Source organism: Myxococcus sp. XM-1-1-1 (assembly GCF_020037095.1).
Taxonomy (GTDB): domain Bacteria; phylum Myxococcota; class Myxococcia; order Myxococcales; family Myxococcaceae; genus Myxococcus; species Myxococcus fulvus.
The window spans coordinates 188967-214569 of sequence record NZ_JAIQDH010000005.1 but is presented as its reverse complement, the minus strand read 5'-3'; the positions used below and the strand labels follow the sequence as shown (position 1 = coordinate 214569).

Annotated in this window: 18 protein-coding genes, 1 tRNA gene and 1 pseudogene; 4 read left to right on the top strand and 16 right to left on the bottom strand. The window is 70.2% G+C overall.

Annotated elements, in window-relative coordinates:
- Positions 1–230: 230 nt before the first annotated feature.
- A complete protein-coding gene (locus tag K8640_RS13280) occupies positions 231–1829 on the bottom strand; it encodes a Rieske 2Fe-2S domain-containing protein (protein WP_223747374.1) in 1599 nt (532 codons plus the stop codon).
- Positions 1830–2066: 237 nt separating this feature from the next.
- Positions 2067–3101: a carbohydrate-binding protein gene (locus K8640_RS13275; protein ID WP_223747373.1), complete on the bottom strand. Its 1035-nt coding sequence runs from the start codon at positions 3099–3101 to the stop codon at positions 2067–2069.
- A gap of 352 nt (positions 3102–3453) precedes the next feature.
- On the opposite strand from K8640_RS13275, the gene K8640_RS13270 reads away from it, so the two are divergent.
- Complete coding sequence (locus K8640_RS13270) at positions 3454–4437, top strand: TerC family protein (RefSeq protein ID WP_223747372.1); 984 nt, start codon at positions 3454–3456, stop codon at positions 4435–4437.
- Positions 4438–4585: 148 nt separating this feature from the next.
- Here K8640_RS13270 and K8640_RS13265 read toward each other — a convergent pair.
- The 6 genes from K8640_RS13265 to K8640_RS13240 all read right to left on the bottom strand — a co-directional run bounded on the left by K8640_RS13265 (position 4586) and on the right by K8640_RS13240 (position 11013).
- A tRNA-Val gene (locus K8640_RS13265) sits at positions 4586–4657 on the bottom strand.
- 72 nt (positions 4658–4729) lie between these two features.
- Entirely contained in the window at positions 4730–5002 is a 273-nt protein-coding gene (locus K8640_RS13260) for a hypothetical protein (RefSeq protein ID WP_141332022.1), read from the bottom strand.
- 18 nt (positions 5003–5020) lie between these two features.
- The gene (locus K8640_RS13255; RefSeq protein ID WP_046714145.1) at positions 5021–5446 is read right to left on the bottom strand and encodes a hypothetical protein; all 426 of its coding nucleotides are present in this window, start codon (positions 5444–5446) and stop codon (positions 5021–5023) included.
- A gap of 10 nt (positions 5447–5456) precedes the next feature.
- Positions 5457–7088 (bottom strand): Hsp70 family protein, encoded by a 1632-nt coding sequence (locus K8640_RS13250; protein WP_223747371.1) that lies wholly within the window; start codon positions 7086–7088, stop codon positions 5457–5459.
- 90 nt (positions 7089–7178) lie between these two features.
- The gene (locus tag K8640_RS13245) at positions 7179–9266 is read right to left on the bottom strand and encodes an ATP-dependent helicase (RefSeq protein WP_223747370.1); all 2088 of its coding nucleotides are present in this window, start codon (positions 9264–9266) and stop codon (positions 7179–7181) included.
- 55 nt (positions 9267–9321) lie between these two features.
- Positions 9322–11013: a HEAT repeat domain-containing protein gene (locus K8640_RS13240; protein ID WP_223747369.1), complete on the bottom strand. Its 1692-nt coding sequence runs from the start codon at positions 11011–11013 to the stop codon at positions 9322–9324.
- A gap of 134 nt (positions 11014–11147) precedes the next feature.
- On the opposite strand from K8640_RS13240, the gene K8640_RS13235 reads away from it, so the two are divergent.
- Positions 11148–12014, top strand: coding sequence for a CHAP domain-containing protein (locus K8640_RS13235; protein WP_223747368.1), 867 nt, complete (start codon positions 11148–11150; stop codon positions 12012–12014).
- A gap of 60 nt (positions 12015–12074) precedes the next feature.
- Here K8640_RS13235 and K8640_RS13230 read toward each other — a convergent pair whose 3' ends face one another.
- From K8640_RS13230 to K8640_RS13210, 5 genes and pseudogenes are all read right to left on the bottom strand, one after another.
- Complete coding sequence (locus tag K8640_RS13230; RefSeq protein WP_223747367.1) at positions 12075–13259, bottom strand: glycosyltransferase family 2 protein; 1185 nt, start codon at positions 13257–13259, stop codon at positions 12075–12077.
- A 168-nt stretch (positions 13260–13427) separates the two neighbouring features.
- Positions 13428–14759: a hypothetical protein gene (locus K8640_RS13225; protein WP_223747483.1), complete on the bottom strand. Its 1332-nt coding sequence runs from the start codon at positions 14757–14759 to the stop codon at positions 13428–13430.
- A 744-nt stretch (positions 14760–15503) separates the two neighbouring features.
- Positions 15504–15602: pseudogene (locus K8640_RS43105) on the bottom strand (zinc-ribbon domain-containing protein); the annotation flags it as partial.
- A gap of 9 nt (positions 15603–15611) precedes the next feature.
- Positions 15612–16028, bottom strand: a complete 417-nt coding sequence (locus K8640_RS13215) for a helix-hairpin-helix domain-containing protein (protein ID WP_223747366.1) — start codon at positions 16026–16028, stop codon at positions 15612–15614.
- Positions 16029–16032: 4 nt separating this feature from the next.
- The gene (locus K8640_RS13210; protein WP_141323427.1) at positions 16033–17310 is read right to left on the bottom strand and encodes an aspartate kinase; all 1278 of its coding nucleotides are present in this window, start codon (positions 17308–17310) and stop codon (positions 16033–16035) included.
- Positions 17311–17418: 108 nt separating this feature from the next.
- On the opposite strand from K8640_RS13210, the gene hutH reads away from it, so the two are divergent.
- Positions 17419–18945: a histidine ammonia-lyase gene (hutH, locus tag K8640_RS13205; RefSeq protein WP_223747365.1), complete on the top strand. Its 1527-nt coding sequence runs from the start codon at positions 17419–17421 to the stop codon at positions 18943–18945.
- Positions 18946–19020: 75 nt separating this feature from the next.
- Here hutH and K8640_RS13200 read toward each other — a convergent pair whose 3' ends face one another.
- The 3 genes from K8640_RS13200 to K8640_RS13190 all read right to left on the bottom strand — a co-directional run bounded on the left by K8640_RS13200 (position 19021) and on the right by K8640_RS13190 (position 22365).
- Positions 19021–19296, bottom strand: a complete 276-nt coding sequence (locus K8640_RS13200) for a hypothetical protein (protein WP_223747364.1) — start codon at positions 19294–19296, stop codon at positions 19021–19023.
- A gap of 101 nt (positions 19297–19397) precedes the next feature.
- Positions 19398–21161, bottom strand: coding sequence for a thiamine pyrophosphate-binding protein (locus tag K8640_RS13195; protein WP_223747363.1), 1764 nt, complete (start codon positions 21159–21161; stop codon positions 19398–19400).
- A gap of 256 nt (positions 21162–21417) precedes the next feature.
- Entirely contained in the window at positions 21418–22365 is a 948-nt protein-coding gene (locus K8640_RS13190; RefSeq protein ID WP_223747362.1) for a pirin family protein, read from the bottom strand.
- Between the two features lie 338 nt (positions 22366–22703).
- Between K8640_RS13190 and K8640_RS13185 the strand changes: the two genes are divergently transcribed.
- On the top strand, positions 22704–25424 hold the full coding sequence (locus K8640_RS13185; protein WP_223747361.1) for a beta-propeller fold lactonase family protein: 2721 nt from the start codon (positions 22704–22706) through the stop codon (positions 25422–25424).
- The last annotated feature ends 179 nt before the right edge of the window (positions 25425–25603 follow it).

The window sequence follows — 25603 nt, the reverse complement described above, 5'->3', positions numbered from 1 at the left end:
TCTGACATTGACACGGCAGCGCCGGATGTTTCAATCCCAGCACCAATGTTCATCAAACACAGACACGTCACGAAAGACCCGAGGCGACGGCGACCACACGTGTGACACCCCGCGCTACAAATCAAAGGCTCTCGACCCACCCATGTAGCCTGGAATGTCACAGGAGGGTGCGAAACACATACGGGGTTCCCGCATGGCCCGGTGTGCCATGGCGTCGACACACGAGGATTTCAGAGCGCGAGCGGCTCCTCGGCCGGTGCGGGCGTGGCGGGCTTCTCCGACACGGACTCGGCGCAGAGGGTGGAGCCGTTCATGGCGCACCGGCCTCCGTCCTCCAGGTCGAACTGCCAGCGGTGGCGCGGGCAGACCAGGTACCTGCCCTCCTCCACCCACCCCTCGGACAGGTCCGCGCCCTGATGCGGACAGAAGCGCTGCACGGAGAAGCGCCGGTGGCCCACCGTCACCACGGTGCGCTCGCGCTGGGACTCGGTGGAGCGCACGCCCTCGCAGAAGGCCCGCATGTCCTCGATTTCGACGCCCAGGAAGCCGTGGAGGATGGGCTCGTAGACGTCCGGGAAGCGGCTGAGCCGCAGGCGGAACGACAAGAGGAAGTCCTCCCACGTCAGCTTCCGGTCCAGCACGCGCACCATGTCCGCGGCGCTCACCTTCATGGTGTAGCGCGTCGTCTCGCGAATCTCCGCCACCTCGTCCACGCGCCGGCCCTTGAAGTCCACGCGCAAGAGGCGCTCGGGCAGCTCCGTCAGCTCCACGTACAGCGGCATCCCCACCCGCTCGTGCAGGTCCAACAGGTCCAGCTTGCGCTGCAGCTCCACGCGCAGCCGGGCGTGGATCTCATCCACCTCCGCGCGCAGCATGTTGCGCCGCCGCTCCCGGAACAGGTGCGCCATGTCCGCCGCGTAGGTGCGCAGGTAGGACTCGAAGCCCTCCTCCGTCAGCCGCGCGCCGTCCAGCGAGACGTACTCCAGCGAGGCCGCGTCCAGCACGTCCCCCGGCATGGGCTCCAGGAAGCGGGTGTCGGCGCCGGGCAGCCGCTGCTCGAGGAAGCGGAACAGCGTGGTGGCGTTGGGGAAGATGTTCACCTTCTCCAGGTTGAGCGCGAACAGGGCCGGGTCCAGGAAGCACGCGGGGCCGGCCGAGGCCAGGTAGGCCCGCGGCTTCACCACCTCCAGCGCGCGCGCCACCGCCTCGAACTTGCTCTCGCGCTTCTTCAGCGAGATGGCCGCGTACGTCTCCGGCGTGTACTCGTAGCAGGTGGGGTGCCAGATGGCGCCGGAGAACTGGGCGGTGAAGAGGTCGATGGGCCCCTCCTCCTCGCTGATGCGCGCCAGCCGGTCATGCAGCTTGCAGTCGTTGAGGTTGACGAAGCACTGGCCGTCGCCGCGCACCATGATGGCGGAGTCGCGGTTGGTGCCCTGCTCGGACACGAAGAGCTTGAGGTAGCCGCCCTTGATGGGCACCTCGCGTCCGTCCTCGCAGGCGATGACGCGCTTGCAGCCGTAGCGGGCGAAGATGTCCTGCAGCTCCGAGCGCTGGAAGCGGGGAATCACCACCGTGAAGTCCCGGGTGCGGAGGCTGGCCAGGAACTCCGGGTCGAAGTGGTCCTTGTGCTCGTGGCTGACGTACAGGTAGCGCTCGCGGCCGGGCGTCTCCAACAGCTCGCGCACGCGCGGGGCCAGGTGGTGGTTGCGGGGCAGCTGCATCCACGCCGAGTCGAACGCCCCGCGCGGGGACAGCCACGGGTCCATGACGACGACGCTCCCCGCGCACTCCACGGCGAAGCCTGCATGGCCCAGGAAAGTGATTCGCATGTCCCCGCCCCCCACCGAAGCGGCCCGACGACGCGCCGAGGCCGCACACACCCGAGTCGCCGCCCGCTCTCACGGCCGGCGTGAAGTAGGCTGCGAACGGGGTGTCACCTGGACCAGGGGCCTTCCAGTCCCGGCTCGCGTCCGCGTCCCGACACGGCCCCGGGCGGGAGACACGAAGGGCGCGGAAGGAGGACCTCCCGCGCCCCGGTGTCGTCGTCGGTGGAGACGGCTCAGCGACTACGGCTGGATTTCACGGACGGACAGCCACTTGAAGTCGACGTCCTCCGCGTTGTCCCAGCGGAACGTGGCGATGGGGCCACCCCAGGTGATCGGCATGGCGCCCACGGAGCCGCCGCAGTGCCCGGCGTCCCCGCCCCAGTCCCCAGCGTCCACCCAGTCGTAGACCTTCTTCCACGTCACCTTGTCGGCGTTCTCGTTGACGTACATCTCCAGCCGCACGGCCTCCTTGCCGCTGACGGTGGTGTTGCGCATCACCGCCTTGAAGCCCACCCAGCGCCCCTTGAGCGCGGAGGTGGCGGGCTTGTACGGCGCCTGGTCGTAGGAGACATGCCACGTCTCCTTCTGCCAGCGGGCGCGGCCGTCGTAGTGCAGGCCGCCCTTGTAGCTGCTGCCCTCGCAGCCGGAGTTGTTGTTGTTGTGCTTGCCGCCGCGCGCGTACCAGTCGAAGTTGTCCGAGCCGTCCGACGCGGCGTTGAGCTTCACGAAGCCCGTCATCTCGACGTTCTTCCAGTCGTTGGGCGCCTGCATGTAGCCCCGGCTGGCCAGCACATCCCGGTCATACGTCGGAATCTTCGCGGCGGAGTAGCCGGTGGAGGTGGTGACGCCCATGCGCACCTGGCTGTGCTTCATCTTCCACGAGCCGTCCGCGTTGCGGGTGATGGCGCGCTGCGGGTCGAACCGGGGGTCCGACGTGGGGTCGTCCGCCAGCGCCCAGGACTCGCCGCCCGCCTTGGACGGGTACAGCCGCGTCACGCCGAACTTGTCCACGGAGGGCTGCTCGGGAGTCGGCTCCGGGGTGGGCTCGGGCGTCGGCTCGGGCGTCGGCTCAGGTGTCGGAGTCACCCCGGGCGTGGGCTCCGGCGCGGGGTTGCCCGGCGTGGGGTCGGGGCTCGGGACCTGGGGTTGCTCGGACGGCGACTCGGTGCCGCCGGGCGTCTGGGCTCCGGGAGCGCCCGGGTCGGCGCCGCACGCGGAGGCGGACAGGAGGAACAAGGCGCCACACAGGGATGAGAGAACACGGTTCCGGATCAAATGGCGGTCCTTCTGCGAGGGGCCGCGAGAGTGGCGGAGGAGCCGCGGACGCCTATCGCCCTGCGGGCCCTCGCCGCGCCGCTCCCCCGAGGCCAGGATTGCCTCGGGGCGTCGACGCCTGGCTGGTCTCAGCGGCCCGGTGACTGTCGTTTTTCCAACCGGACGGCCCGAAACCCACCACGTCCCGCAACCCTTCCCCAGCCAGTGACGCCCGCTCCGGCCCTCCCCGGGCCGCCCCCTCCCGGGACAGCCCTGGAGCGCTTGCGGGAGCCATCCTTCGGTTTTTCCGAAGGAGTGAGTCTGTAATCCCTATTTGTCGAAGAGAACGGCGGCTCTTATCTGAACCCCACCTATGGAACCTCTACAAACCGTCGGCAGTCCCGTCCTGTGGGGCGGCTTCATTGCCTTCGTCATCGCGATGCTCGCCCTGGACCTCGGCGTCTTCCACCGGAAGGCCCACACGGTCAGCTTCAAGGAAGCGCTGGGCTGGAGCACGGTGTGGATCAGCCTGGCGCTGCTGTTCAACGCGGGGCTCTGGTGGAAGTTCGGAGGCAAGCCCGGGCTGGAGTTCCTCACCGGCTACCTCATCGAGAAGTCGCTCTCCGTCGACAACATCTTCGTCTTCGTCGTCATCTTCTCGGCGATGCGCATCCCCGCGCTGTACCAGCACCGGGTGCTCTTCTGGGGCATCCTGAGCGCGCTCGTGCTCCGGGCCATCATGATCTTCGCCGGCGTGGCCATGCTGGAGCGCTTCCACTGGCTCATCTACGTCTTCGGCGGCTTCCTCATCATCACCGGCCTGAAGCTGTTCGTGCAGCGCAACAAGGAGGACCACCCGGAGGACGGGTGGATGATGCGGATGCTGCGCAAGAGCATCCCGTCCACCACGCGCTTCGACGGGCACCACTTCTTCACCATGGAGAACGGCCGCCGGCTGGCCACGCCGCTGCTGATGGCGCTCATCCTGGTGGAGGCGTCGGACATCCTCTTCGCCCTGGACTCCATCCCCGCCATCTTCGCGGTGACGCGAGATCCGTTCATCGTCTTCACGTCCAACATCTTCGCCATCCTGGGCCTGCGCTCGCTGTTCTTCCTGCTGGCCGGCGCGGTGGAGAAGTTCAGCTACCTGAAGGTGGGCCTGTCGGGCGTGCTGGTGTTCGTGGGCGCGAAGATGGCGCTCATCGACTTCGTGAAGATCCACCCGGCCGTCTCGCTGGGCGTCATCGCCACGCTGCTGGGCGCCAGCATCGTCGCCTCGCTCATCAAGGCGAAGAACCTGCCGCCGCACACGCCGGAGACGGGCGCCGACACGCTCGTCAAACCGTCGGAGAGCTGAAGCAGCCCGCAGCACATCCCCCGAAGCCAGGGCGCGTCCGGACCTCATGCCGGGCGCGCCGGAGCCGGGCGCCGCCAAAGTCATGCGCCGGAAAGCGAAGAGGCCGTGAACCCTTGGGTTTCCCCTTGGATTCACGGCCTCTTCTTGTTGGGCGCAGCAGGGTTTGAACCTGCGACCCCTGCCGTGTGAAGGCAGTGCTCTACCGCTGAGCTATACGCCCGCGCTGCGTGTTGCCACCGCGTCGCGACGGGGAGCTAGATGCCATCTGCTCCCTCGGGTGTCAACGCAATTTCTACGAGAGCCCATCCAGCTTCTCTTCCAGCTCACGCAGCCGACGCTTGAGGCCGGACAGCTGCTTGCCCACGGCCTTGAACTCGCTCTTCGGCGCGAAGTGGAACGCCTTGAGCAGCTCCTCCTGGCCGCGGTCCAGGGCCTGCTTGCCCCGCTGGGCCTTGCCGATGGCGTTGGCGATGGCCATGGCGCGCTTCTCGTCGGCCATGAGCTTCTCCACGGCCTTGCTGGAGAGCTCCAGCGCCTGCTTCTTCAAGTCGTCACGGATACCCATGGCTCGTTGCCCCCCGGCCTACGGCTCGTCGATGTACTGCGTCTGCAGCTTCGCGAAGACGCGGTCCGCGATGCCCTTGTACTTCATGCGCTCGATGAGCGGCTGCAGGTCACCCTTCATGGAGATGCGGCGCTTGAGCACCGCCTCCACGGGGTCCAGCGTCCCCTGCAGCAGCTGCTTCCAGACGGTGTACGGGGCGCGGGCCAGGTAGACGGGCTCGAGCTCGTCCAGGTCATCCGGGTCCGCGAGCACGCGGGCCTTCTCGATGCGGCAGTCGCCCGGGACGACATGCACCACGAAGGACTTCGCCAGCTTGCCGGGCTCGGCCTCGATGATGGCCCCGAAGTCGCCCTTCCATCCCTTGCCGGCGACGGCGCACTCGGGGTCCTCGTTCGTGAGCCGGACCGCTTCGTCCAGCCACTCCTTCGACGGGAACTTCGCCATGAGCTGCTACCTATCCTCTTCGGAAGACTCTCTTGATGCTGGAGAGCAGGCCCCGCTCGTCATCGCTGGCGCCGTTGGAGCCGCTCGCCACGGGCTGATGGTCGACGTTGTTGCGCAGGACATCCGAGAGCGCCCGCTTGAGCTGCTCCGGGGTATCGCGCGTGGCCAGGTCCACCCGGCGCGGAGTACCACTGGCCTCCTCCACCGTCACCTGGAGCAGACACTCCTCGGTGAGGCGGAAGTCGATCTTCCTGCCGGCCGCGGCGGACGGGACCCGGACGGTGCCCAGGTACTCGTTGTCCACCATCAGGTCGCTGTCCCCCTGGAAGATGTCCAGCTCGATGTAGGCCGAGCCCGGCTCCTTCGGCGGAGGCAGGCGGAAGCTCTTCACCATGGGGATGAGCGAGTTCTTCTCGATGATGCGCTTCACGCGGCCGTTGGGCAGCGCGTAGCCGATGGGCATGGACACCGCGTCCAGCAGCGTCACCGCGTCGATGCTGCCCAGCGAGTCGCCCAGCAGCGCCGCGCCCAGGGCCACGCACTCGTCGGGGTGCACGCCCTTCCTGGGCGGCTTGCCGAAGTGCGCTTGGATCTTCTGCTGCACGAGCGGCATGCGGCTCTGGCCGCCGACGAGGATGATCTCGTCGATGTCCGAGCGGGCGATGCCCTTCTCCTCGAGCACGCGGTCGCAGATCTCGAAGGTGCGGTCCACCAGGTCGCCGGTGAGGCTGTTGAGGAACTCGCGCGTCAGGGGGATGCGCAGGTCCACCGGCTTGCCCTTGCGCTCGTCGATGAAGGGCAGGTCGATGACGACGTTGGGGATGAGCGTCAGGTCGATCTTCGCCGCCTCGGCGGCGTTCTTGATGCGCTGCAGGGCGATGGGGTTCTCGGTGAGGTCGACCTTGGTCTCCTCCCGGAAGCGCTCCAGCACGTACTCCATGATGCGCGTGTCGAAGTCCGCGCCGCCCAGGAAGGTGTCGCCGCCCGTGGCCAGGACCTCGAAGACGTTGCCGGCCAGGTGCAGCACGGAGACGTCGAAGGTGCCGCCGCCCAGGTCGTAGACGAGGACCTTCTGGTCCAGGCCCCGGTTGAAGCCGTACGCGAGCGCCGCCGCGGTGGGCTCGTTGACGATGCGCTTGACGTCGAAGCCGGCGAGCCGGCCCGCCTCCTTCACCGCCTGGCGCTGGTTGTCGTTGTAGTAGGCCGGGACGGAGATGACGGCCGCGTCGATGGGGCCGCCCAGGAACTGCTCCGCGATGGTCTTCAGCTGCGAGAGCACGAAGCTGGAGACCTGGGGCAGCGTGTAGAGCTTGCCGCCCATCATCACCGCGGCGTCCCCGTTGGGGCCCTCGACGATGTCGTACGGGAAGGAGCCGCGCAGGTCCTCCACCGACTTGGAGTGGTACTTGCGGCCGATGAGGCGCTTGGTCCCCCACAGCGTGTTGCGGGGGTTGGTGACCATCTGGTCCTTGGCCACCCCGCCCACCAGGAGGTCTCCCTTGGCCGACAGGGCGACGACGGTGGGGAGGATGAGGTTGCCGCGATCCGTGGGGACGATCTTCGGGATGCGGTTGCGCACGGACGCCACCAGCGTGTTGGTGGTGCCCAGGTCAATCCCGACGATGCGAGGTCTGTCCGCCATGAAGTTCACGGGCGCGGGCCACCAGACGCGCGCCCCCGTCCCACTCTGTATCACGTCGCGACTTCGCGCGCGCGTTTCTGGGCGAAGCCCTCAGTCCTCCACCTCGGAGCCCTCCGGACCCGGCTCGTTCCACCCCAGGGGGGGTGGGAGCACCCCTCGGACCGCCTCGGTGGAGGGCAGGACCAGGCGATCATACGGCCCCCCCTCCCCCGTCGGCAGCTCGTCCAGGAAGCGGGACGGGCGCAGGACGATGCGCTCGCCCTCCCGGGGCAGCACCGACAGGGGGTACACCAGCGCCAGGAGGTCCCGGGCCCGGGTGGTGGCCACGTAGAACAGGCGCCGCTCCTCCTCTTCCTCCTCGGCCGAGCGAGTCGCCTGGGACATGGGGAAGCGCCCGTCCACCAGCCAGAGGACGAAGACGCTCCGCCACTCCAGCCCCTTGGCCTGATGGACGGAGCTGAGCGTCAGGACGTCCCCGGGGGCATCGCCCTCCAGGGCCTCCTTGGCGGCGAACTCCGCCACCAGCGCCAGCTCCGACAGGAAGCGCGGCAGGTCCTCGAACCGCCGGGCCAGATCCGCCAGCCGCCGCAGGTCGTCCTCCCGGCTGTCCTCGGGCGTGGCCTCCAGGGCGAGCCGGGCGGCGTACCCACCCGCCAGCACGTCCTCGATGAGCCCCCCCGGGTCGCGCGTGGCCTCCGGGCGTCCCAGCCGCCCCATCAGCGCCGTGAGCCGCTCGAAGGCCGGAAGCGACTTCTTCGACACGTGGCGCCGCACGTCCTCGTGGACCAGCCGCTCCCCCAGGGGCAGGCCCTCCGGCAGGGCGCGCAGCGAGGTCCACAGGCGCTCCGCCGTGGTGGGTCCCACGCCCGGCACCGCGCGCACCACCCGGCGGAACGCCAGCTCGTCCCGGGGGTTGTTCACCCAGCGCAGGTGGGCCAGCACGTCCTTGACGTGGGGCTGCTCGAAGAAGCGCACCCCGGAGCGCACCCGGAACGGCAGGCCCCGGCGCGTCAGCTCCAGTTGGAGCTCCAGGCCGTGGTTGTGGGCGCGGTAGAGGACGGCCATCGACTCCAGGGGTTCGCCCCGCGCGCGGAGCGTCTGGATGTGCTCGGCCACCCAGGTCGCCTGTTCGGCCGCGTCCAGCGTGGGGACGACGAGGGGTCGGGGCCCGGAGGCGCGCTCGGAGATGAGCGCCTTGGGGAACTGCCGCGTGTTCTGGGCGATGGCGGCGTTGGCGAGCTGGAGGACCTCCGGGGTCGAGCGGTAGTTGCGCGTCAGGGTGAAGACGGCGCAGCCGGGGTGCCGCTCCGGGAAGCCCATGATGTTGGAGAAGTCCGCGCCCCGGAAGCTGTAGATGGACTGGCAGTCGTCCCCCACGACGGTGAGGTCCTGACGCTCCCTGGCGAGCAGATCCACCAGCTCGCCCTGGAGGCTGTTGGTGTCCTGGTACTCGTCCACGAGCACGGCGTGGAAGCGCTCGGCGAGCAGGGCGCGGACGCGGGGGTGTTCGACGAGCAGCCGCTTCAGGTTGAGGAGCAGATCATCGAAGTCCATCAGGTGCAGCCGCGTCTTGCGCTGGCGGTAGAGCGCCGCCGTGGCGAGCACCTCCGGCGCCAGCGGGACGAACTGCGGCCGGCGGTCCACCAGCACCTCCGACACGGCCTGCTGCAGGTTGGTGGCGAGCGACACCAGCTCCAGCACCAGCTCCGGCCGGGGGAAGCGCTTGTCGCTCTTGAGCTTGCGCTCGGCCAGACAGCTCACCATGAGGTCCCGCGCGTCCTGCCGGTCCAGCACGGTGAAGCGCTCCGAGTAGCCCAGCGCCGTCGCGTGCTCGCGCAGGAGCGCATGCGCCACGTGGTGGAACGTGCCGCCCGTCACGCGCCCCACGTCCACGAAGCCGCCCACCAGCTCCGCCAGGCGGCGGGTCATCTCGCGCGCGGCCTTGTTGGTGAACGTCAAGAGCAGGAGGTGGTCGGGCGAGAGGCCCAGCTCCAGCCTGCGCGCCGCGCGGAAGGTGAGCGTGCGCGTCTTGCCGGAGCCCGCGCCGGCGATGACCAGCACCGGCCCCGCGTCCGCCTCCACCGCGCGCAGCTGCTCCTCGTTGAGGAGCCGGGCGTAGTCGATGCGCGACGGGCCACTCGGCGGACCGAGCGGCCTGGGGGTGGGCGGGGAGACCATGGGGCGCGGAACTCTAACCGCCCCGCCCGCCCGGGACGAACGGATCAGCCGGACTTCACGGCACGGGCTTGTGCGCCGTCAGCCGCGCCGAGGCCGCCTCGCGGACCTGGGCGGACGGGTCCCGCTCCCGGGCCAGCTCCAGCAGCACCCGGCCCACCTGGGGCAGCTTCGTGCTCACCGTGGCGAGGGCGGCGGTGCGCTCCTTCACCCCGCCCTCCAGCCGCTCGGTGACGCCGCGGTCCGCGCAGGTGCGCACCCCGGGCGACTGCTCGCGGAGGATCAGCTCCGCGTCCGCCAGCCGGGCCTCGGTGAGGCGGCGGGCCTCCTCGGCGCGGCGCTCGAACTCAGCCAGGTCCTCGGGGAACTCGGTGGAGACGGCGCGCGCGCGGGCGATGGCCTCCTGGGCGAATCTCGCGTTGACGGCCGCCGCGCACAGCTGCCGCGCCGAGGCCAGGGGCACGCGGCCCTCTGTCGTCACCGTCTCGTCGCGGGCCACGTTCAGCGCCCACACCGCGAGCTGGCGCGCGGCCACCGCGGCGGAGAAGGGCTGCTTGCGCCCCTCGCGGATGTCCACCCAGCGGCGCAGCACCACGGGGTCCGGCACGCCGGAGTCGAAGGCGCGCTGGTACTCGGTGGAGGCCTGCGGCAGCTGCCCGGAGAGGTCCAGGAGGACGGCCACGGTGAGGTACATCTCCGCGCTGCTGGCCCGCTCGCGCAGGGCGTCCAGCCGGGAGGCCACCTCGTACTCCGCCACCGGGCGCGGCAGCGACGTGAGCACCGTGCGCAGCGACTCCAGCGCGTTCTGGCGGATCAACGGGTTGCGCGCCGAGCGCAGCGCGTCCAGGAGCGGATCCACCGCGCGCACGGAGACGTGCTGGCCCAGCTCCTCCGCCGCCTGCCAGCGGTCCAGCGCGTCCGGCGCCAGCAGCGAGCGCTTCAGGTCCTCCAGGTCGCGCAGGTAGTGGCCCACGTGCGCGGCGCGCACGAGCGGATCCGGATGCGCCAGCGCGGCCTGCTCGGCGCGGGCGCGCGTCAGTCGCGCCGGGAAGTCCGTGAGCTTGGGCCCCAGCGGATGCGCCTTCACCCGCGCCTCGGCCTCGTCCACCAGCCCCGAGACGAGCAGCCCCTCCACCTCCAGCCCCAGCAGCAGGACGCGCGCCTCCTCGCGGTGCACGCCGGCCGGGAAGTCCTTGAGGTAGGCGAACAGCTTCGTCGCGCCGGAGCCCCTGGCCTGCTCGAAGGCCTGCGCGTCCAGCCGCGACTCGACCTGGAGTCGGCGTGGATCATCCGGCTTCTCGCGCAGGTACTCGGCCAGCCGCTTCGGGTCCTCCGTCGTCGCCAGCTCGCGCGACTCCGCCTCCAGCATCAGCCGCTTCGCCTCGTCGCGCTGGGCGCCGTCCGGGTGCTCCTGGAGGAACTGCTTCCAGGCGGCCACGGAGTCGGCCTCCTTCGCGGCGTTGAAGCGCAGGCCCTCCAGCAGCGTCCTCGCGGTGCGCGTGTGCGGCGCCTCCGGGTACGCCTCCAGGAAGCGCTTGTAGGCGAGCACCGTGTGCAGCCGCTTCGCCTCCTCGAACTCCAGCTCCTCCAGCCGGGCCTCGGCGGCGTCACCATCCGGGTGCGTCGGGTTCTCCCGCAGGAAGGCGCGATAGCCCTCCACGGTGTCCGTGCTGGCGGCGCGGTCATACGGATTGGGCAGGCACCCGGTGGCCAGCAGGAGGACGGGGAAGGCTCGGCGGAGTGAAAACATTCTCCTGGAGCAATACCGCACCCCGCTCCCCCCGGAAACACGCGCCGCCACGGACGGTTGCCTGGGTAGGTTTTTTGACGACACACGAAGCCGGGGCCAGCATGGTGCCCCAGGACGCTACAGGGAGGTCGCGCATGCGGTGGCTCACGCTGATGGGAATGCTCTCGATGCTCGCGACGGGCTGCGCCACCCCGTCCGGCCGGCTGGAGCCCTGGCTGGACTCGTACGCGGTCCGCTACCACTCGGCCTCGCCGCCGGCCTTCCCGCGCGAGTCGCTCTCCACGCCCGTGGCGACGGCGCAAGCGGAGAAGAAGCCCGCGCCGGACAGGGCGAAGACGCCCGCGCGCGCCGCCGCGTCCCGGCCCGCGAAGGGCAAGCCGGCCACCACGAAGGTGAGCACCCAGGGCGCGCGCCCCGTCTCGGCCGATGCGCGCGAGAAGGTCCTGGCCGCGGCGCGCTCGGTGGTGGGCAAGCCGCAGGTGACCTTCGACGGCCGCAAATACCCGTCCGACTGCACGGGCCTCATCGAGGGCGTCTACGCGCAGGCGGGCCTGTCCTTCCGCGGGACGCTCAAGCCTGGGGACAACGGCGTCACCGCGCTGTACCGCTACGCCCGCGCCCATGGCCGCGTGTACGAGGACGGCCGGCCCGTGCCCGGGGACCTGGTGTTCTTCCACGAGACGTACGACCAGAACCGGGACGGCCGCCGCAACGATGGCCTCACCCACGTGGGCATCGTCGACAGCGTGGACGCGCAGGGCACCGTCACCGTCATCCACCGGGTCAACCGGGGCGTGGTGCGCTACCGGATGAACCTGGCACGCCCCCACCTGCCGAGGGATCCGAAGACGGGCGAGGTGCTCAACGACCTCTTGCGCCACCCCGGCCCGAACAAGGCCCCGGTGCTCACCGGGCAGCTCTTCGCGGCCTACGGCAGCGTGCTCCCCGCGAGCGCCCCGGCGAAGAAGAAGCCCGCGCCCATCCCCGTGGCCCTGCGCTGAAACGAACGGCGCCCGACTCCAGGAAGAGCCGGGCGCCGGTGAAGCGGCGAGGACTTCGTCTCAGGACGCGCGCGCGGTGCGGTCCCACGCGGCGCGCTGCGAGTTGCGCAGGAAGCGCCAGAAGCCCACGACGATGGCCAGGTTCATGGTGACGAAGTAGTAGGCCACCGAGGCCACCCGCTTCGCCGCGCCGCGCTTGAGCACGCCCACCTTCCCCAGGTACGCCAGCGCGTAGAACAGGCCCTGGGCGAAGAGCGTGGCGCGGTAGAACATGCTGTCGAGCAGGAACAGGTTCGCCAGCAGCGCCACGCCCATCAGCGCGGGCGCGCACCAGCGCAAGAGCTTGTGCGACCAGAACGCGAACGCGGGGAAGCCCGCGGTGGGCAGCAGGAGGCCCGGCACCATGCGCAGGCTCTGGAAGTTGCCGGCGGCGATGCGCGCGCGGCGGCCGAACTCCTTGCCGTAGTCCTCCGTCGTCTCCTCGTGCGCGACGGCCTTCTCCTCGTACGCGACCTTGTAGCCCTTCTCGAGGATGCGCAGCGGGATGACGAAGTCATCCACGATGGTGGACGGCGGCAGCTGCGTGTAGAGCGTGCGGCGGATGGCGTACAGGCCCCCGTTGGCCCCCACCACCGCGCCCCGGCGCCCCTCGTACATCTTGATGAGGGACTCGTAGCTCCAGTACGCGCTCTCCTCGTAGTCCTTCTTCGTCGGGTTGTAGAGGCGCAGCTTGCCGCAGACCGCCCCCACCTCCGGGTCATCGAAGTGGCGCACCAGCTTCTCGATGGCGTCGGGCTCGATCATCGTGTTCGCGTCCGAGAGGACCACGATGTCGCCCTTGGCCATGGGGATGCAGCGGTTGAGCACCGTCGTCTTGCCCGCGCGGGGCGCGGGGGACAGGCGCACGCGCTCGTCCCGGCACTCCAGCACGCGCTCGTTGGTGCCGTCGGTGGAGCCGTCCGAGCCGATGAGCACCTCGAAGCGGTCGGCCGGGTAGTCGAGCGCGAGGCTGTTCTCGAGCTTCTGCCCGATGCAGGACGCCTCGTTGTACGCCGCGACCACCAGGCTCACCGATGGAGCCGCCCCACGCCTGCCCGGCAGCTCACGGCGCGCGTCCCCGCCTCGCATCGCCCGGATGTTCTGCGCCACCTGCGCCGCCCCATCCAGCACGAACAGGCTCAATGGGTAGAGAAAATACGTGTGCGCCAGCAGCAGCGCGGCACACCAGAAGAAGACCTCCGCCATCGACCATGCCTCCCAAGACCCAGTCCTCGAATCGGCCCTGGGTTCAGCAAGAGGCATGCCCCGCGCGAGCACCCCGCTCCGCTCGGAGCGCGGAGGCAGGCGTGGGGATCAGCGCCGGGTGGGACTGGACTTTCTCCAGTCCTCCGCCCGGGTGGGACGCACGTCGTTTCAGGGCCGCGGGGCGCTCGTGGAGACCTGCTCGAGCAGCTTTCGCGCCAGCTCGTGGTTCTTGTTGAGCGCCAGCACGTCGTCCAGCAGTGAACGCGCCGCCGCCGGGTCCTTCTGGCGCAGGGCCAGCCGGGCACCCAGGACGTAGGGGCGCAGCAGGGTGCCATCCGCCTGACGGAGCGCCTCCAGCTCCGACACGGACTGGGCCACCGACTCCGGCGGAGAGCCGGAGCTGAGCACGTACTCGGCGCGGGCCACGGTGCTCCACGCCTTCGGGGCGCCCTCCACGTTGCGCAGGCGCTCGGCCAGCGCGAGGGCATCCGGCGCCGCCGTCACCCCCGCGTGGAGGGCCCGGGCCTTCACCCGCGCGGCCAGGGCCGGCGTGGGCTCCACCTCGGGCGCGGCCTCGAGGGCCTCGGCCAGGACGTCCACTTCCTTGCGCAGGCGGTCGATCTCGATGCGCAGCGGTCCGCCGAGCTTGATGACGTCCTCGCGCTGCGCCTTCAGCGCGTTGACGCGGCTCTCCCAGTCGACGGTGGCCTGGGCGGCGGCGCGCTCGTCGATGTCTCGCTGGAGGAGTTCGCCCTGGGTTCGCAGCCGCTCGGCCTCGGCCTGGAGCTCGCCCAGGCGCAGCGAGAGCGCCACGACGAGCTCGGCCTGGGCCTCGGTGTATTTGGGATACGTGGCCGTGAGGGCCTTGAGGCTCTGGATGGCCTGGTCCCTGGAGACGGAGTCGTCCCTGCGCAGCAGGACCGAGGCCCGTTCCTTCTCCGTCACCGCGGTGGCCGGCATGTCCGCGTCACGGTTCTTCCACGCGGGATAGGCGAGCACTCCGGCCAGCAGCACCCCGGCCGCCACGACCAGGCCCAGCCAGAGCCGCGAGGAAGAGCTCGAAGGGGTCGAGGCCACGAGGTCCGCGGACTCGCGGTTCGCGGACAGCAGCTCCGGTGGGAGGGAGACGGCGCCTCGGCGGTAGGCGGGCTCCGAGGTGCTGGGTCCCTGGCCACCGGCGGCGCCCAGGGCGCCGAGTCCCGGCAGCTCCATGGGCGGCAGGTTCACGCCGTGCGACCCGGCGTCGGTGGCCGCGCCGTACGCGGAGGTCTTGCGATTGACCGGAGACCCGGGCGCGTTGGCGGCACCGAAGAGCTCGGTGGACGACGAGGCCTCGCCGTAGAGGCTCGTGGACCTCTCGGCAGGGAGCTCGGGGACGGCTCCCGCATCGGCCGGGGCAGACACGGCTCCGTACGTGAGCGTGCGCCCGATGTGGCCGGGAGCCCCGCTCGCGGGAGTGGACGGGCTCGCGCCCGACGTGCCCGAAGCTCCGAGCGTCACGGGGGCAATCGAGGGAGGCGACGGAGGGGGGCCTGACGTGGCCGCACCGAAGACCTGCGTGGTCTGGCGAGGACTTCCGCCCGTGTGGCTGGGGAATATCGGGCTTCCTGAAGTGGGGGCCGGGCCCGACGGAGGGACAGCGCCGAAGGTCTGCGTCGAGCCGTGAGCCCCCGCCGAGGCCTGCGTCGGGCCGTGAGCCCCCGCCGAGGCCTGCGTCATTCCAGACGTGCCCACCGCGCCGAAGGTCTGCGTTGAGCCGTGAGTGCCCGCCACCGAAGGCTGCGTCATGCCAGGGGCACCCACAGCTCCGAACGTCTGCGTCGAACCCTGAGCCCCCACGCCGGAGGCCTGCGTCATTCCGGGAGCGCCGACTGCGCCGAAGGTCTGCGTCGCCCCGTAGGCGCCCGCACCCTCGGTCGATGGCGCGCCCTGGGAGCCGACCGCGCCGAAGGTCTGCGTGGCCCCATGAGCACCCGCGGCCTGCGTCCCGCCCTGCTCGCTCACCGCATCGTGCGCCCCGCCCACCGCGCCGAAGCGCTGTGTCGTCCCCTGCACGCCCGAGGCACCCGCGACCTGCGCACCGCCAGCGCCTTCCGACGCCTTCCCGGAGCCGAAGATCTGCGTGCGCATCAAGCTGGGATTGCCACCGGGCGCCGTACCCCACGAGCCACTCGGCGTCTTGGGGCCAGCGCCCTCCGCAGCGACGGGGCGCGGAGTCTGCGCCTGCGGCGAGGCCAGGAACACATGGCTGCAGCGAGTACACTGGACCGACGCCCCTCCCGGCGGAAGCAGGCGGGGATCCAAGGCATACTGCATCGAGCACTGAGGGCAGGCGATCTGCACGCCGCGTGCTTACCACACGGGCCCGGCATCCGGAGGCGAGCCCAACACCGTGGCCGCCTGGAGGGTCTTCAACCGGGCTTCACCCACCCCGGGGACCTCGTCCACCGCCTCCCAGCTCCGGAAACCGCCCGCCAGGTCCCGAGCCTCCACCAGCGCCCGCGCCAGCGAAGCCCCCACGCCCGGCAACAACGCCAGCTCCTCCGCCGTGGCGACGTTCAGGTCCAGCCTGCGCCCCAACGCCAGCGCCGCCGCCCCCGTGGGCTCCTCGCCCCCACCACACGTCGCCACGCCGTCCTCCCGGATGCGCACCGCCTCCGGAGGACAATCCAACGCTGACCGGGAATCCGGCCAGCGCCAGCGGGCCACCGCCCCGACGCCCATCACCGCCAACGCGACGACGGCGAGCGCGGCCGTCCGCCCCGCCACCGGCTCAGACCTTCTCGCCCTTGAGCGCCGCCGTCTCCGACACCGTCGTCGCGCCCTCGGGCGGCAGCGGCTGATCCAACCCGAACGCCGTGTGCAGCGCCCGCACCGCCAGCTCCGTGTACTTGGAGTGGACCACGCACGACACCTTGATCTCCGACGTGGAGATCATCTGGATGTTGATGCCCTCGGCCGACAGCGCCGTGAACATCCGCGCCGCCACGCCCGAGTGGTTGCGCATGCCCACGCCGACGATGGACACCTTGGCCACGTTGTCGTCCGTCTCGATGCCGGAGACGGGAATGTCCTTCACCGCCTCGCGCACCACCTCCTGCGCCTTGAGGAAGTCCGACTTGCCCACCGTGAAGGTCAGGTCCGTGCGCCCCTCGCGGGACTGGTTCTGGACGATGAGGTCCACCACGATGTGCTTCTCGTCGAGCGGGCCGAAGATCTTCGCCGCCACGCCCGGCACGTCCGGCACGCCGCAGATGGTGATCTTCGCCTCGTTGCGGTCATACGCCACGCCGCGGACCAGCACGTCCTCCATGGACTTGTCCTCCTCACACACGAGTGTGCCCGGGTCCTGGGTGAACGACGACTTCACCCAGAGCGGCACCTTGTACTTCATGGCGAATTCGACGGAGCGGATCTGCAACACCTTCGCGCCCACGCTCGCCAGCTCCAGCATCTCCTCGTAGGCGATGCGCTCCAGCTTGCGCGCGGCGGGGACCATGTTCGGGTCCGTGGTGTAGACGCCGTCGACGTCCGTATAGATTTCACACGCATCCGCGCTCAGCGCCGCGGCCACCGCCACCGCCGTGGTGTCCGAGCCTCCGCGCCCCAGCGTCGTGACGCTCCCCTCCTCGTCCACGCCCTGGAAGCCCGCCACCACCACGATGTGCCCCTTGGACAGGGCCTGTCGGATGGGCTGCGCGTCGATGCTCTTGATGCGCGCTTTCGAGAAGGTGCTGTCGGTGACGATGCGCACCTGGTGCCCCAGGAAGCTCGTCGCCTTGCCACCCTGGGCCTGGATGGCCATCGCCACCAACCCGATGGAGACCTGCTCCCCGGTGGCCACGACGACGTCCTGCTCACGCTCGTCCGGCCGGTCGGTGATCTGCGCCACCAGCTTGAGCAGCCGGTTCGTCTCACCCGACATCGCCGAGACCACCACCACCACGTCATGGCCCGCCTGCTGGGCGGCCAGACAGCGGCGGGCGACGTTCTTCATCCGCTCGGTGTCACCAACGGAGGTACCGCCGTACTTCTGGACGATCAGCGCCACGAGGACCGTGACCTCCCTCTTCAGTCGCGCGGACCTATACGAGCCCCACTCCCCGGTGTAAAGCCCCGCTGCCGCTGTCTCGCATTCCACCACCCCTTGGAGCCCCCAATGTCGCGCCCCCGTATCCTCATCGACGGTGACACCCTGACGCTGGAGCAGATCCTCCAGGTCGCCCGCAACGAGGTGACCGTGGAGCTGGCCCCCGAGGCCGCCGCCCGGGTCCGCGCCTCGCGAGCCCTGGTGGACCGGGTCGCCGCGGGCGACACCCCGTCCTACGGCATCAACACCGGCTTCGGCACCCTGGCCGAGGTCCGCATCGACAAGAAGGACCTGCGCGACCTGCAGCGCAACCTCATCCTCTCCCACGCCTGTGGTGTCGGCACGCCCCTGCCCCACGGTGAAGCGCGCGCGCTGCTGCTGCTGCGCTGCAACGTGCTCGCCAAGGGCTACTCGGGCATCCGTCCGGAGACGCTGACGCTGGCGCTGGACATGCTCAACCGCGACGTCGTCCCCGTCGTCCCCGAGCGCGGCAGCGTGGGCGCGTCCGGTGACCTGGCCCCCCTGGCGCACCTGGCGCTCGTGTTCATCGGCGAGGGCGAGGCGTTCCACCAGGGCCAGCGGCTGCCGGCGCGCAAGGCGCTGGAGATGGCGGGCCTGCAGCCGGTCATCCTCGAGGCCAAGGAGGGCCTGGCGCTGGTCAACGGCACCCAGGCGATGTGCGCGGTGGGCACCCTGCTCCAGCTGCGCGCCGAGTCCCTGGCGGAGCTGGCCGACGTCGCCGGCGCGATGACGCTGGAAGGTCTGCTCGGCAGCCACAAGCCGTTCATCCCGGAGATTCACGACGTCCGAGCCCATCCGGGCCAGAAGGCGTGCGCGGCGCACCTGCGGCGCATCCTGGTGAACAGCGAGCTGGTGGAGACACACGTCAACTGCAGCAAGGTGCAGGACCCCTACTCGCTGCGCTGCATGCCGCAGGTGCACGGCGCGGCGCGCGAGGGCCTGTCCTTCGCGCGGCGAATCCTCGAGGTGGAGGTCAACAGCGCCACGGACAACCCGCTGGTCTTCACGGAGACCGAGCGCATCGTGTCGGGCGGCAACTTCCACGGCCAGCCCATCTCCCTGGCGATGGACGTGGTGGCGATGGCGCTCACGCAGCTGTCCTCCATCAGCGAGCGGCGGGTGGAGCAGCTGGTGAACCCGGCGCTGTCGGGGCTGCCGGCGTTCCTGGCGAAGAACTCCGGGCTCAACTCGGGCTTCATGATCGCGCAGGTGACGAGCGCGGCGCTGGTGGCCGAGTCGCGCGTGCTCAGCCACCCCGCGTCGGTGGACTCGATTCCGTCGTCCGCGGGCCGTGAGGACCATGTGTCCATGGGCATGACGGCGGCGCTCAAGGGCCGGCAGGTGGGGGACTTCGCCCGCTCGTGTCTGGCCATCGAGATGCTGGTGGCGGCGCAGGCGCTGGACTTCCGGCTGCCCGTCAAGCCCGGCAAGGGCGCGCTGGCGGCCTACGAGCTCATCCGCTCCAAGGTGCCGCACATGGAGAAGGACCGCGAGCTGCACAAGGACATCCAGGCCGTGAGCGACATGGTCGACTCCGGCGAGCTGCTCGCGGCGGTGCGCGCGGCCACGGCCTGAGCCTGTCATTCACAGACACCGCGGCCCGCTCCGGAAGCACTCCGGGGCGGGCCGTCGTCGTTTCAGCAAGACGTGCTAACGACACGTCCCGTAGTAGGACTCGACGAACGCCGAGGTCCGGCCGTAGTTCAACCAGAAAGCACAGTCACAGCCACGGAAGCCCACGACCGTCGAGTAGGTGGCGTCGCTGTAGTACGTGTGCTCGTAGAACACCCCATTGCAATTGGGGGCGGCATCCTCGCGCGACGCGAGATCCTGCGCCTCGGCGTCCTCCACCACGGGACCACCGCAGCCCACCAGCATCAACCCCACCGCAAGCAACGCACCGCTGACGAACCTTCCAGCCTGCATTTGTGCCTCCAGGGAACTTCCACGGGTTGTACGGCCCTCCCAGGCTACCAGCCTGAGAGGGATTTGCCCATGGACACCCCTGAGAGGGAATGCCACCAGCGTCAGGGGCGAGGCAGTCCGCTGTCCTCCCGGTATGACAGCGAAAAGACGGAGGCGCCCAGCTGGGCCAGGCCAGCGGGGGCATCCAGCGGCGCCAGCCGGACCTCCACGAACACCAGACGTCCCTCGTGCTGGGCACGCACGGCCTCCGCCAGCACCGGCGCCAGTTGCTCGGGCTTCTCGATGAGCAGGGTCAGCGCTTGCCCCGGCGTCCCCAGCGCATCGCAGATGGCCGGGTAGTTCCACTTCGGGATGTCATTGTAGACGGACCGCGGACCGACGATGAGGCGCTCCACGGTGTAGCCCGCGTTGTTGAGGAGGAACACCAGCGGCTTGAGCTTCAGGTGCAGCAACGTGGACAGCTCTTGCGCCGTCATCAGGAACGAGCCGTCCCCGATGAAGAGCAGCTGACGCCGCTCCGGGGCCGCCAGGCTGGTGCCCAGCACCGCCGGCAGCGTGTAACCGATGGAGCACCACAGCGGCTGGGCCACCCAGCTCGCTCCCCGTGGCAGCTGCGCGGAGGCGAAGCCCACCATGGGGCTGCCCGCCTCGACGACGAGCACATCCTCCGGCTCCAGCAGCGCGGACAGCGCGGGCCACAGCTGCGCGTGCGTCAGGGGCCCCTCGCTCCTCGCCGCCGGGGCCGCTGCTTTGGCGGCCGCCTGGGACTGGAGTCGCAGCGAGCGGGGCACGAAGTCCTGCCGCTTCCGGCTGCCCACCGCCTCGCGCAACGCCTCCAGCACCTCGCCCAGCACCAGCCCGCTGTACAGCGAGGGCAGCCACGGAGACTCCGCCCGCCCCAACGCCGCCGTGGTGGGCTGAAGGTCCACGAACCGCGAGGGCTCCAGCCGCTGGGTGAAGGAGTGCGTGTTGAGGTCCATGAAGCGCGTGGACAGGCCCACCACGCAGTCGGCCCCGTCCACCCACTCCCGCACGTACGGGTCCGACAGCCGCCCCCCGTAGAAGCCCAGGAAGGCCCCGTGAGCTTCGTCGAGGAGGCCTCGCCCCGAACCCAGCGACGCGATGGGCATCCCCGCGGACTCCGCCAGCGCCGCCACCTGGGGCTCCAGCCCGAAGCGCTGGGCGTCGCTGTCCACCAGCAGCACGCTGCGCCGTGCCCCTCGCAGCCGGGGCACCAGCTCCTCCAGCAGCGCGCGCAGGCTGGCCCTGTCACTGACAGCCGCCTCCCGCTCGAGCGGCGCCTCTGGCGCGGGCACCTGCTGGAAGCACACGTCGGTGGGGAGCTGGAGGTACACGGGCCGCCGCTCACGCAGGCACGTGCGCAGCACCCGGTCGATCTCCATCGCCGCGTTGGCCTGTGTCAGCACCGCCCGCGCCGCGGTGAACGGCGCGATGCTGGCGAGCGTATTGCCATACTCACCGTCCCCCAGCGTGTGGTGTATCCAGCTGCGCCGCTGCATATGGGACAACGGTGGTGCCCCGGTGATGGCCACCACCGGCACCCGCTCCGCATATGCGCCCGCCAGCCCGTTGACGGCGCTCAGTTCGCCCACGCCATACGCCGTCGCGAGCGCGGCAATGCCTTTCAATCGCGCATACCCATCCGCGGCATAGGCGGCGTTGAGCTCGTTGCAGCACCCCACCCAGGTCAGCCCGGGTTGTTTCAACAGCTGCTCCAGCATCCCCAGGTTGAAGTCTCCGGGCACGCCGAAGACATGACGGACTCCCAGCTCCTGGAGACGGAGCCACAGATAATCCCCCACGGAAACCGTCTTCTCCTGGACCTTGGCACAAGTAAGGCTCACGGCGACTCCCCCGCATGCGGACCTCTCCGGGCGGCGACAACCGCCCCGGGCCGGCACGCAAGCAATTACACCGAATGCCTCACAGCACAATCCAAACACAACCAGTCCCCCTCGCCCGTCGGCTTCCCCTCAGTCCGAGCGGCGACTCACGGGAGGTTGGCATGTCTGTCCAGGGTTCGAACAACTCGCGGGCCACCGGAATCCCCGCAGACGCGAGACGCCTGCGGGGCCCGCGAGCCCCGTCCTGCGGGGCACGTCAGGGATAGCGGGGCACGCTCGGCTCGGGCTCCGGCAGCGGAATGAACTCCGACTCACCGGGGACCTGACCGATGCGCTGGGCCATCCAGTCCTCCTTCGCCTGCTCGATGCGCTCCTTCGAGCTGGAGACGAAGTTCCACCAGATGTGCCGGGGCCCATCCATCGGCTCGCCGCCGAAGAGCAGCAGCCTGGAGCGCGTGGTCCCGCCGCCCCGCGCCACCACCTCCTTGCCCGGACGCAGCACCAGGAGCTGACCGGGGCCGAAGCTCTCGCCGCCCACCTCCACCTGTCCCTCGGCGACGAAGAGGCCGCGCTCCTCGTGCACCGCGGGCACGGGAATCCGCGCCCCCGCGTCCAGCTTCACGTCCGCGTAGAAGAGCGCCGACTGCGTCGTCACCGGCGAGCGCGCACCGGCCAGCTCCCCCGCGATGAGCTTGAGCTCGACGCCACCATCCTGCACGACGGGCAGCGCCTCCGACGGCGTATGGACGAACGACGGCGCGTCCTCCTCGTGCTTGCCGGGCAGCGCCACCCAGAACTGGATGCCGAACATGCGGTTGGACGCGACTCGCAGCTCCGGAGGCGTACGCTCCGAGTGGACGATTCCGCGCCCGGCCACCATCCAGTTCACCGCGCCGGGGCGGATGCGCTGCACCACGCCCAGCGAGTCGCGGTGGAGCACCTCGCCCTCGAACAGGTACGTCACCGTGGCCAGGCCGATGTGCGGATGGGGCCGCACGTCCAGCCCCTTGCCGGCCTGGAGCACCGCGGGGCCCATCTGGTCCATGAAGATGAACGGGCCCACCATCCGCCGCCGCGACGACGGCAGCGCGCGGCGCACCTCGAAGCCGTCTCCCAGATCCCGGGTGCGTGGGACGATGACGGTCTCCAGCAGGGAGTCAGGCTCCGCGTCGACAAAGGGTTCCTCGGGCATCTTCCAGGCCATCCGCTCACACTCCTGTCAAGGTCCTGCGCGTCCACACATGCCATGGGTCGGTCCGGACGCTCCAGTCCCAACCACCCGCCCCCTTCGCGACTCAACGAATGGCGTCTGTCAAGCGCGGCCCGCCCGCGTGTCAAACCTTCACGCGTCGTGATGTCAGCATTTACGTCACGGTGCGGAACCACGGAAGATTGCCCATTCCCACCCGGCCGTCACTCCCCTGTCGGAGGGAGGGAAGCGTCACCCATCCCCTGGAGCGCATCATCGTGAAAGCCTCGTGTACGGCTGTTCGAGCTGGTGCCGTAAGAAGCGTCGTCGCGCTGTTGTTGGTGGCGGGAGTCGTGGTGGGCCCCCGAGCCCAGGCCTCGTCCTTCACGCTGTTCGAGAGCGGGCAGGTGCGGCCGCTCGCGCTGTCCCCCGATGGCAAGCTGCTCTTCGCCGTCAACACGCCGGACAACCGGCTGGAGATCTTCCGCGTCGCGAACAACGGCCTCACCCACCGAGGCTCAGTGCCCGTGGGCCTGGAGCCCGTGGCGGTGGCCGCGCGGACGAACGACGAGGTCTGGGTCGTCAACCACCTGTCGGACAGCGTGAGCGTGGTGCGCGTGGACGCGGACGGACAGGGCGGCGTGGTGACGCGCACGCTGCTCGTGGGCGACGAGCCCCGGGACCTGGTCTTCGCCGGTCCTGGGCGTCGGCGCGCGTTCATCACCGCGGCGCACCGCGGCCAGAACGCGCCGTTCGACCCGAAGCTCACCACGCCGGGCATCGGCCGCGCGGACGTGTGGGTGTTCGACTCGGAGCAGCTGGGGTCCACGCTGGGTGGCACGCCGCTCACCATCGTCTCCCTGTTCGCGGACACGCCCCGGGCGCTGGCGGTGACGCCGGACGGCTCGCGGGTGTACGCGGCGGCCTTCCACTCCGGCAACCGCACCACGGTGATGCATGAGCTGGCGGTGCCGGACGGCGGCGAGGCCGTGGGCGGAGTCCCCGGCCCCAACACCAACTTCGCGGGCGTCCGCGCCCCGGAGGTCGGGGTCCTGCTCAAGCACAACGGCCAGGACTGGGTGGACGTGCTGAACCGCTCCTGGACGTCGTCGGTGCGCTTCTCGCTGCCGGACAAGGACGTCTTCACCCTCAACGCCAACGCCAACCCTCCCGCGCCCATCCACGGCCCCGGGAGCGTGTACTCGGGCGTGGGCACCATCCTGTTCAACATGGCCGTCAACCCGGTCAACGGGAAGGTGTACGTCAGCAACACCGAGGCGCGGAACGACCTGCGCTTCGAGGGCCCGGGCACCTTCGCGGGCAGCTCGCTGCGCGGCCACCTGCACGAGAGCCGCATCACCGTGCTCGGAAACTCGAGCGTGACGCCGCGCCACCTCAACAAGCACATTGACTACGACGTGTGCTGCGCGCCCACGCCCAACGCGGAGAGTGAGAAGAGCCTGGCGCAGCCGCTGGGCATGGCGGTGACGGCGGACGGCTCGACGCTGTTCGTGGCGGCGTTCGGCTCGTCGAAGCTGGGCGTCTACTCCACGGCCGCGCTGGAGAACGGGACGTTCGTGCCGAGCACGGCGAATCAAATCCTCCTCTCCGGCGGCGGGCCCACGGGCATGGTGCTGGACGAGGCCCGGCGGCGCATCTACGTGCTGACGCGCTTCGACAACGCCATCTCCGTCATCAACACGACGACGCGCCAGGAGATCGCGCACCTGCCCATGTACAACCCGGAGCCCGCGAGCGTCGTCGAAGGCCGGCCCTTCCTCTACGACGCGCGGCTGAGCTCCAGCCATGGTGACTCGTCGTGCGGCAGCTGCCACATCTTCGGCGACTTCGACAGCCTGGCGTGGGACCTGGGCAACCCGGACGGTGCGGTGAAGGCCAACCCGAGCCCCATCGTCCCCATCCTCCCGGAGTTCGGCGACGACCCGACGTTCGGCCAGTCCACCGCGTTCCATCCGCTCAAGGGCCCCATGGCGACGCAGAGCCTGCGCGGCATGGCGAACCAGGGCCCCATGCACTGGCGAGGCGACCGCAACGGCGGCTTCGACGCGGCCACCGCGCAACCCAACTCGGGCTCCCATGACGAGGCGGCGGCCTTCAAGCAGTTCAACCCGGCCTTCGTGGACCTGCTGGGCCGCGACACGACGCTCACGCCGGCGCAGATGCAGAAGTTCACCGACTTCGTGCTCCAGGTCGTCTATCCGCCCAACCCCATCCGCCACCTGGACAACTCGCTGACGCCCGCGCAGGCGGCGGGGCGGGACTTCTTCCTGAACACGACGACGTTCTTCCACGGCTCCTGCGGCGCGTGCCACGTCATCGACCCGGAGGCGAACCCGTCCGAGGGTGCGTTCAAGGGCTTCTTCGGCACGGCGGGCCAGTCCTCCTTCGACGTGGAGCCGCAGTTCCCGAAGGTGCCGCACCTGCGCAACGCGTACCAGAAGGTGGGCATGTTCGGCGCGCCGTTCGTCAGCGGCAACGCTCCCATCGACCCCTTCCTGGGAGACCAGGTCCGGGGCTTCGGCTTCCTGAGCGACGGCAGCGTCCCCACGCTGCTCACCTTCAACAGCGGCTTCGACTTCCACCCCATCTTCAACTCCGTGGGCATCCCGAACACGCCCGAGGGCCACACGGCGAAGCTGAACATGGAGCAGTTCATGCTCGCGTTCGACACGAACCTGGCGCCCATCGTCGGGCAGCAGGTGACGCTGACGGCCGCGCGCGCGGCCGTGGCGGGGCCGCGCATCGACCTGCTGCTGGCGCGCGCCAACGCGGGCGAGTGTGACCTGGTGGCCAAGGGCCGGGTGGGCTCGCACGAGGTGGGCCTGCTCTACGTGGGAGGTGGGAAGTTCACGTCGGACCGGCAGGCCCTGCCGGCGGTGACGGATGCGACGGTGCGTACGGCCACCACCGCGAGCGGCGGCGTGTTGACGTACACCTGCGTGCCACTCGGCTCGGGCACGCGCATCGGCATCGACCGGGACCTCGACGGCGCGCGGGACGGGGACGAGCGCGCGGCCGGGACGAATCCAGCGGACCCGACGAGTCACCCGTGAGAACAACGGCCTGAAACACAACTCAGTTTCAGATCCGCCTCACCAGGGCGGGGAGGGCCAGCCAATCTTGCGTCTGTCTGGCCAGGCCTCCTAGATATGTCTCACGCGTGACGCCCTGTCCCATCGGCTGCCGTGTCGCACGCGGCAGCCACCGTCTCTCATCTCCTGGGGGCGACGCG

What these genes read in the sequence shown, in the direction of transcription:
- K8640_RS13255 (WP_046714145.1), bottom strand. Translation starts at nt 5,446, where the DNA reads ATGGCGAAGTTCCCGTCGAAGGAGTGGCTGGACGAAGCGGTCCGGCTC.
- K8640_RS13245 (WP_223747370.1), bottom strand. Translation starts at nt 9,266, where the DNA reads ATGGTCTCCCCGCCCACCCCCAGGCCGCTCGGTCCGCCGAGTGGCCCG.
- K8640_RS13270 (WP_223747372.1), top strand. Translation starts at nt 3,454, where the DNA reads ATGGAACCTCTACAAACCGTCGGCAGTCCCGTCCTGTGGGGCGGCTTC.
- K8640_RS13280 (WP_223747374.1), bottom strand. Translation starts at nt 1,829, where the DNA reads ATGCGAATCACTTTCCTGGGCCATGCAGGCTTCGCCGTGGAGTGCGCG.
- K8640_RS13260 (WP_141332022.1), bottom strand. Translation starts at nt 5,002, where the DNA reads ATGGGTATCCGTGACGACTTGAAGAAGCAGGCGCTGGAGCTCTCCAGC.
- K8640_RS13240 (WP_223747369.1), bottom strand. Translation starts at nt 11,013, where the DNA reads ATGTTTTCACTCCGCCGAGCCTTCCCCGTCCTCCTGCTGGCCACCGGG.
- K8640_RS13235 (WP_223747368.1), top strand. Translation starts at nt 11,148, where the DNA reads ATGCGGTGGCTCACGCTGATGGGAATGCTCTCGATGCTCGCGACGGGC.
- K8640_RS13190 (WP_223747362.1), bottom strand. Translation starts at nt 22,365, where the DNA reads ATGGCCTGGAAGATGCCCGAGGAACCCTTTGTCGACGCGGAGCCTGAC.
- K8640_RS13250 (WP_223747371.1), bottom strand. Translation starts at nt 7,088, where the DNA reads ATGGCGGACAGACCTCGCATCGTCGGGATTGACCTGGGCACCACCAAC.
- K8640_RS13230 (WP_223747367.1), bottom strand. Translation starts at nt 13,259, where the DNA reads ATGGCGGAGGTCTTCTTCTGGTGTGCCGCGCTGCTGCTGGCGCACACG.
- hutH (WP_223747365.1), top strand. Translation starts at nt 17,419, where the DNA reads ATGTCGCGCCCCCGTATCCTCATCGACGGTGACACCCTGACGCTGGAG.
- K8640_RS13200 (WP_223747364.1), bottom strand. Translation starts at nt 19,296, where the DNA reads ATGCAGGCTGGAAGGTTCGTCAGCGGTGCGTTGCTTGCGGTGGGGTTG.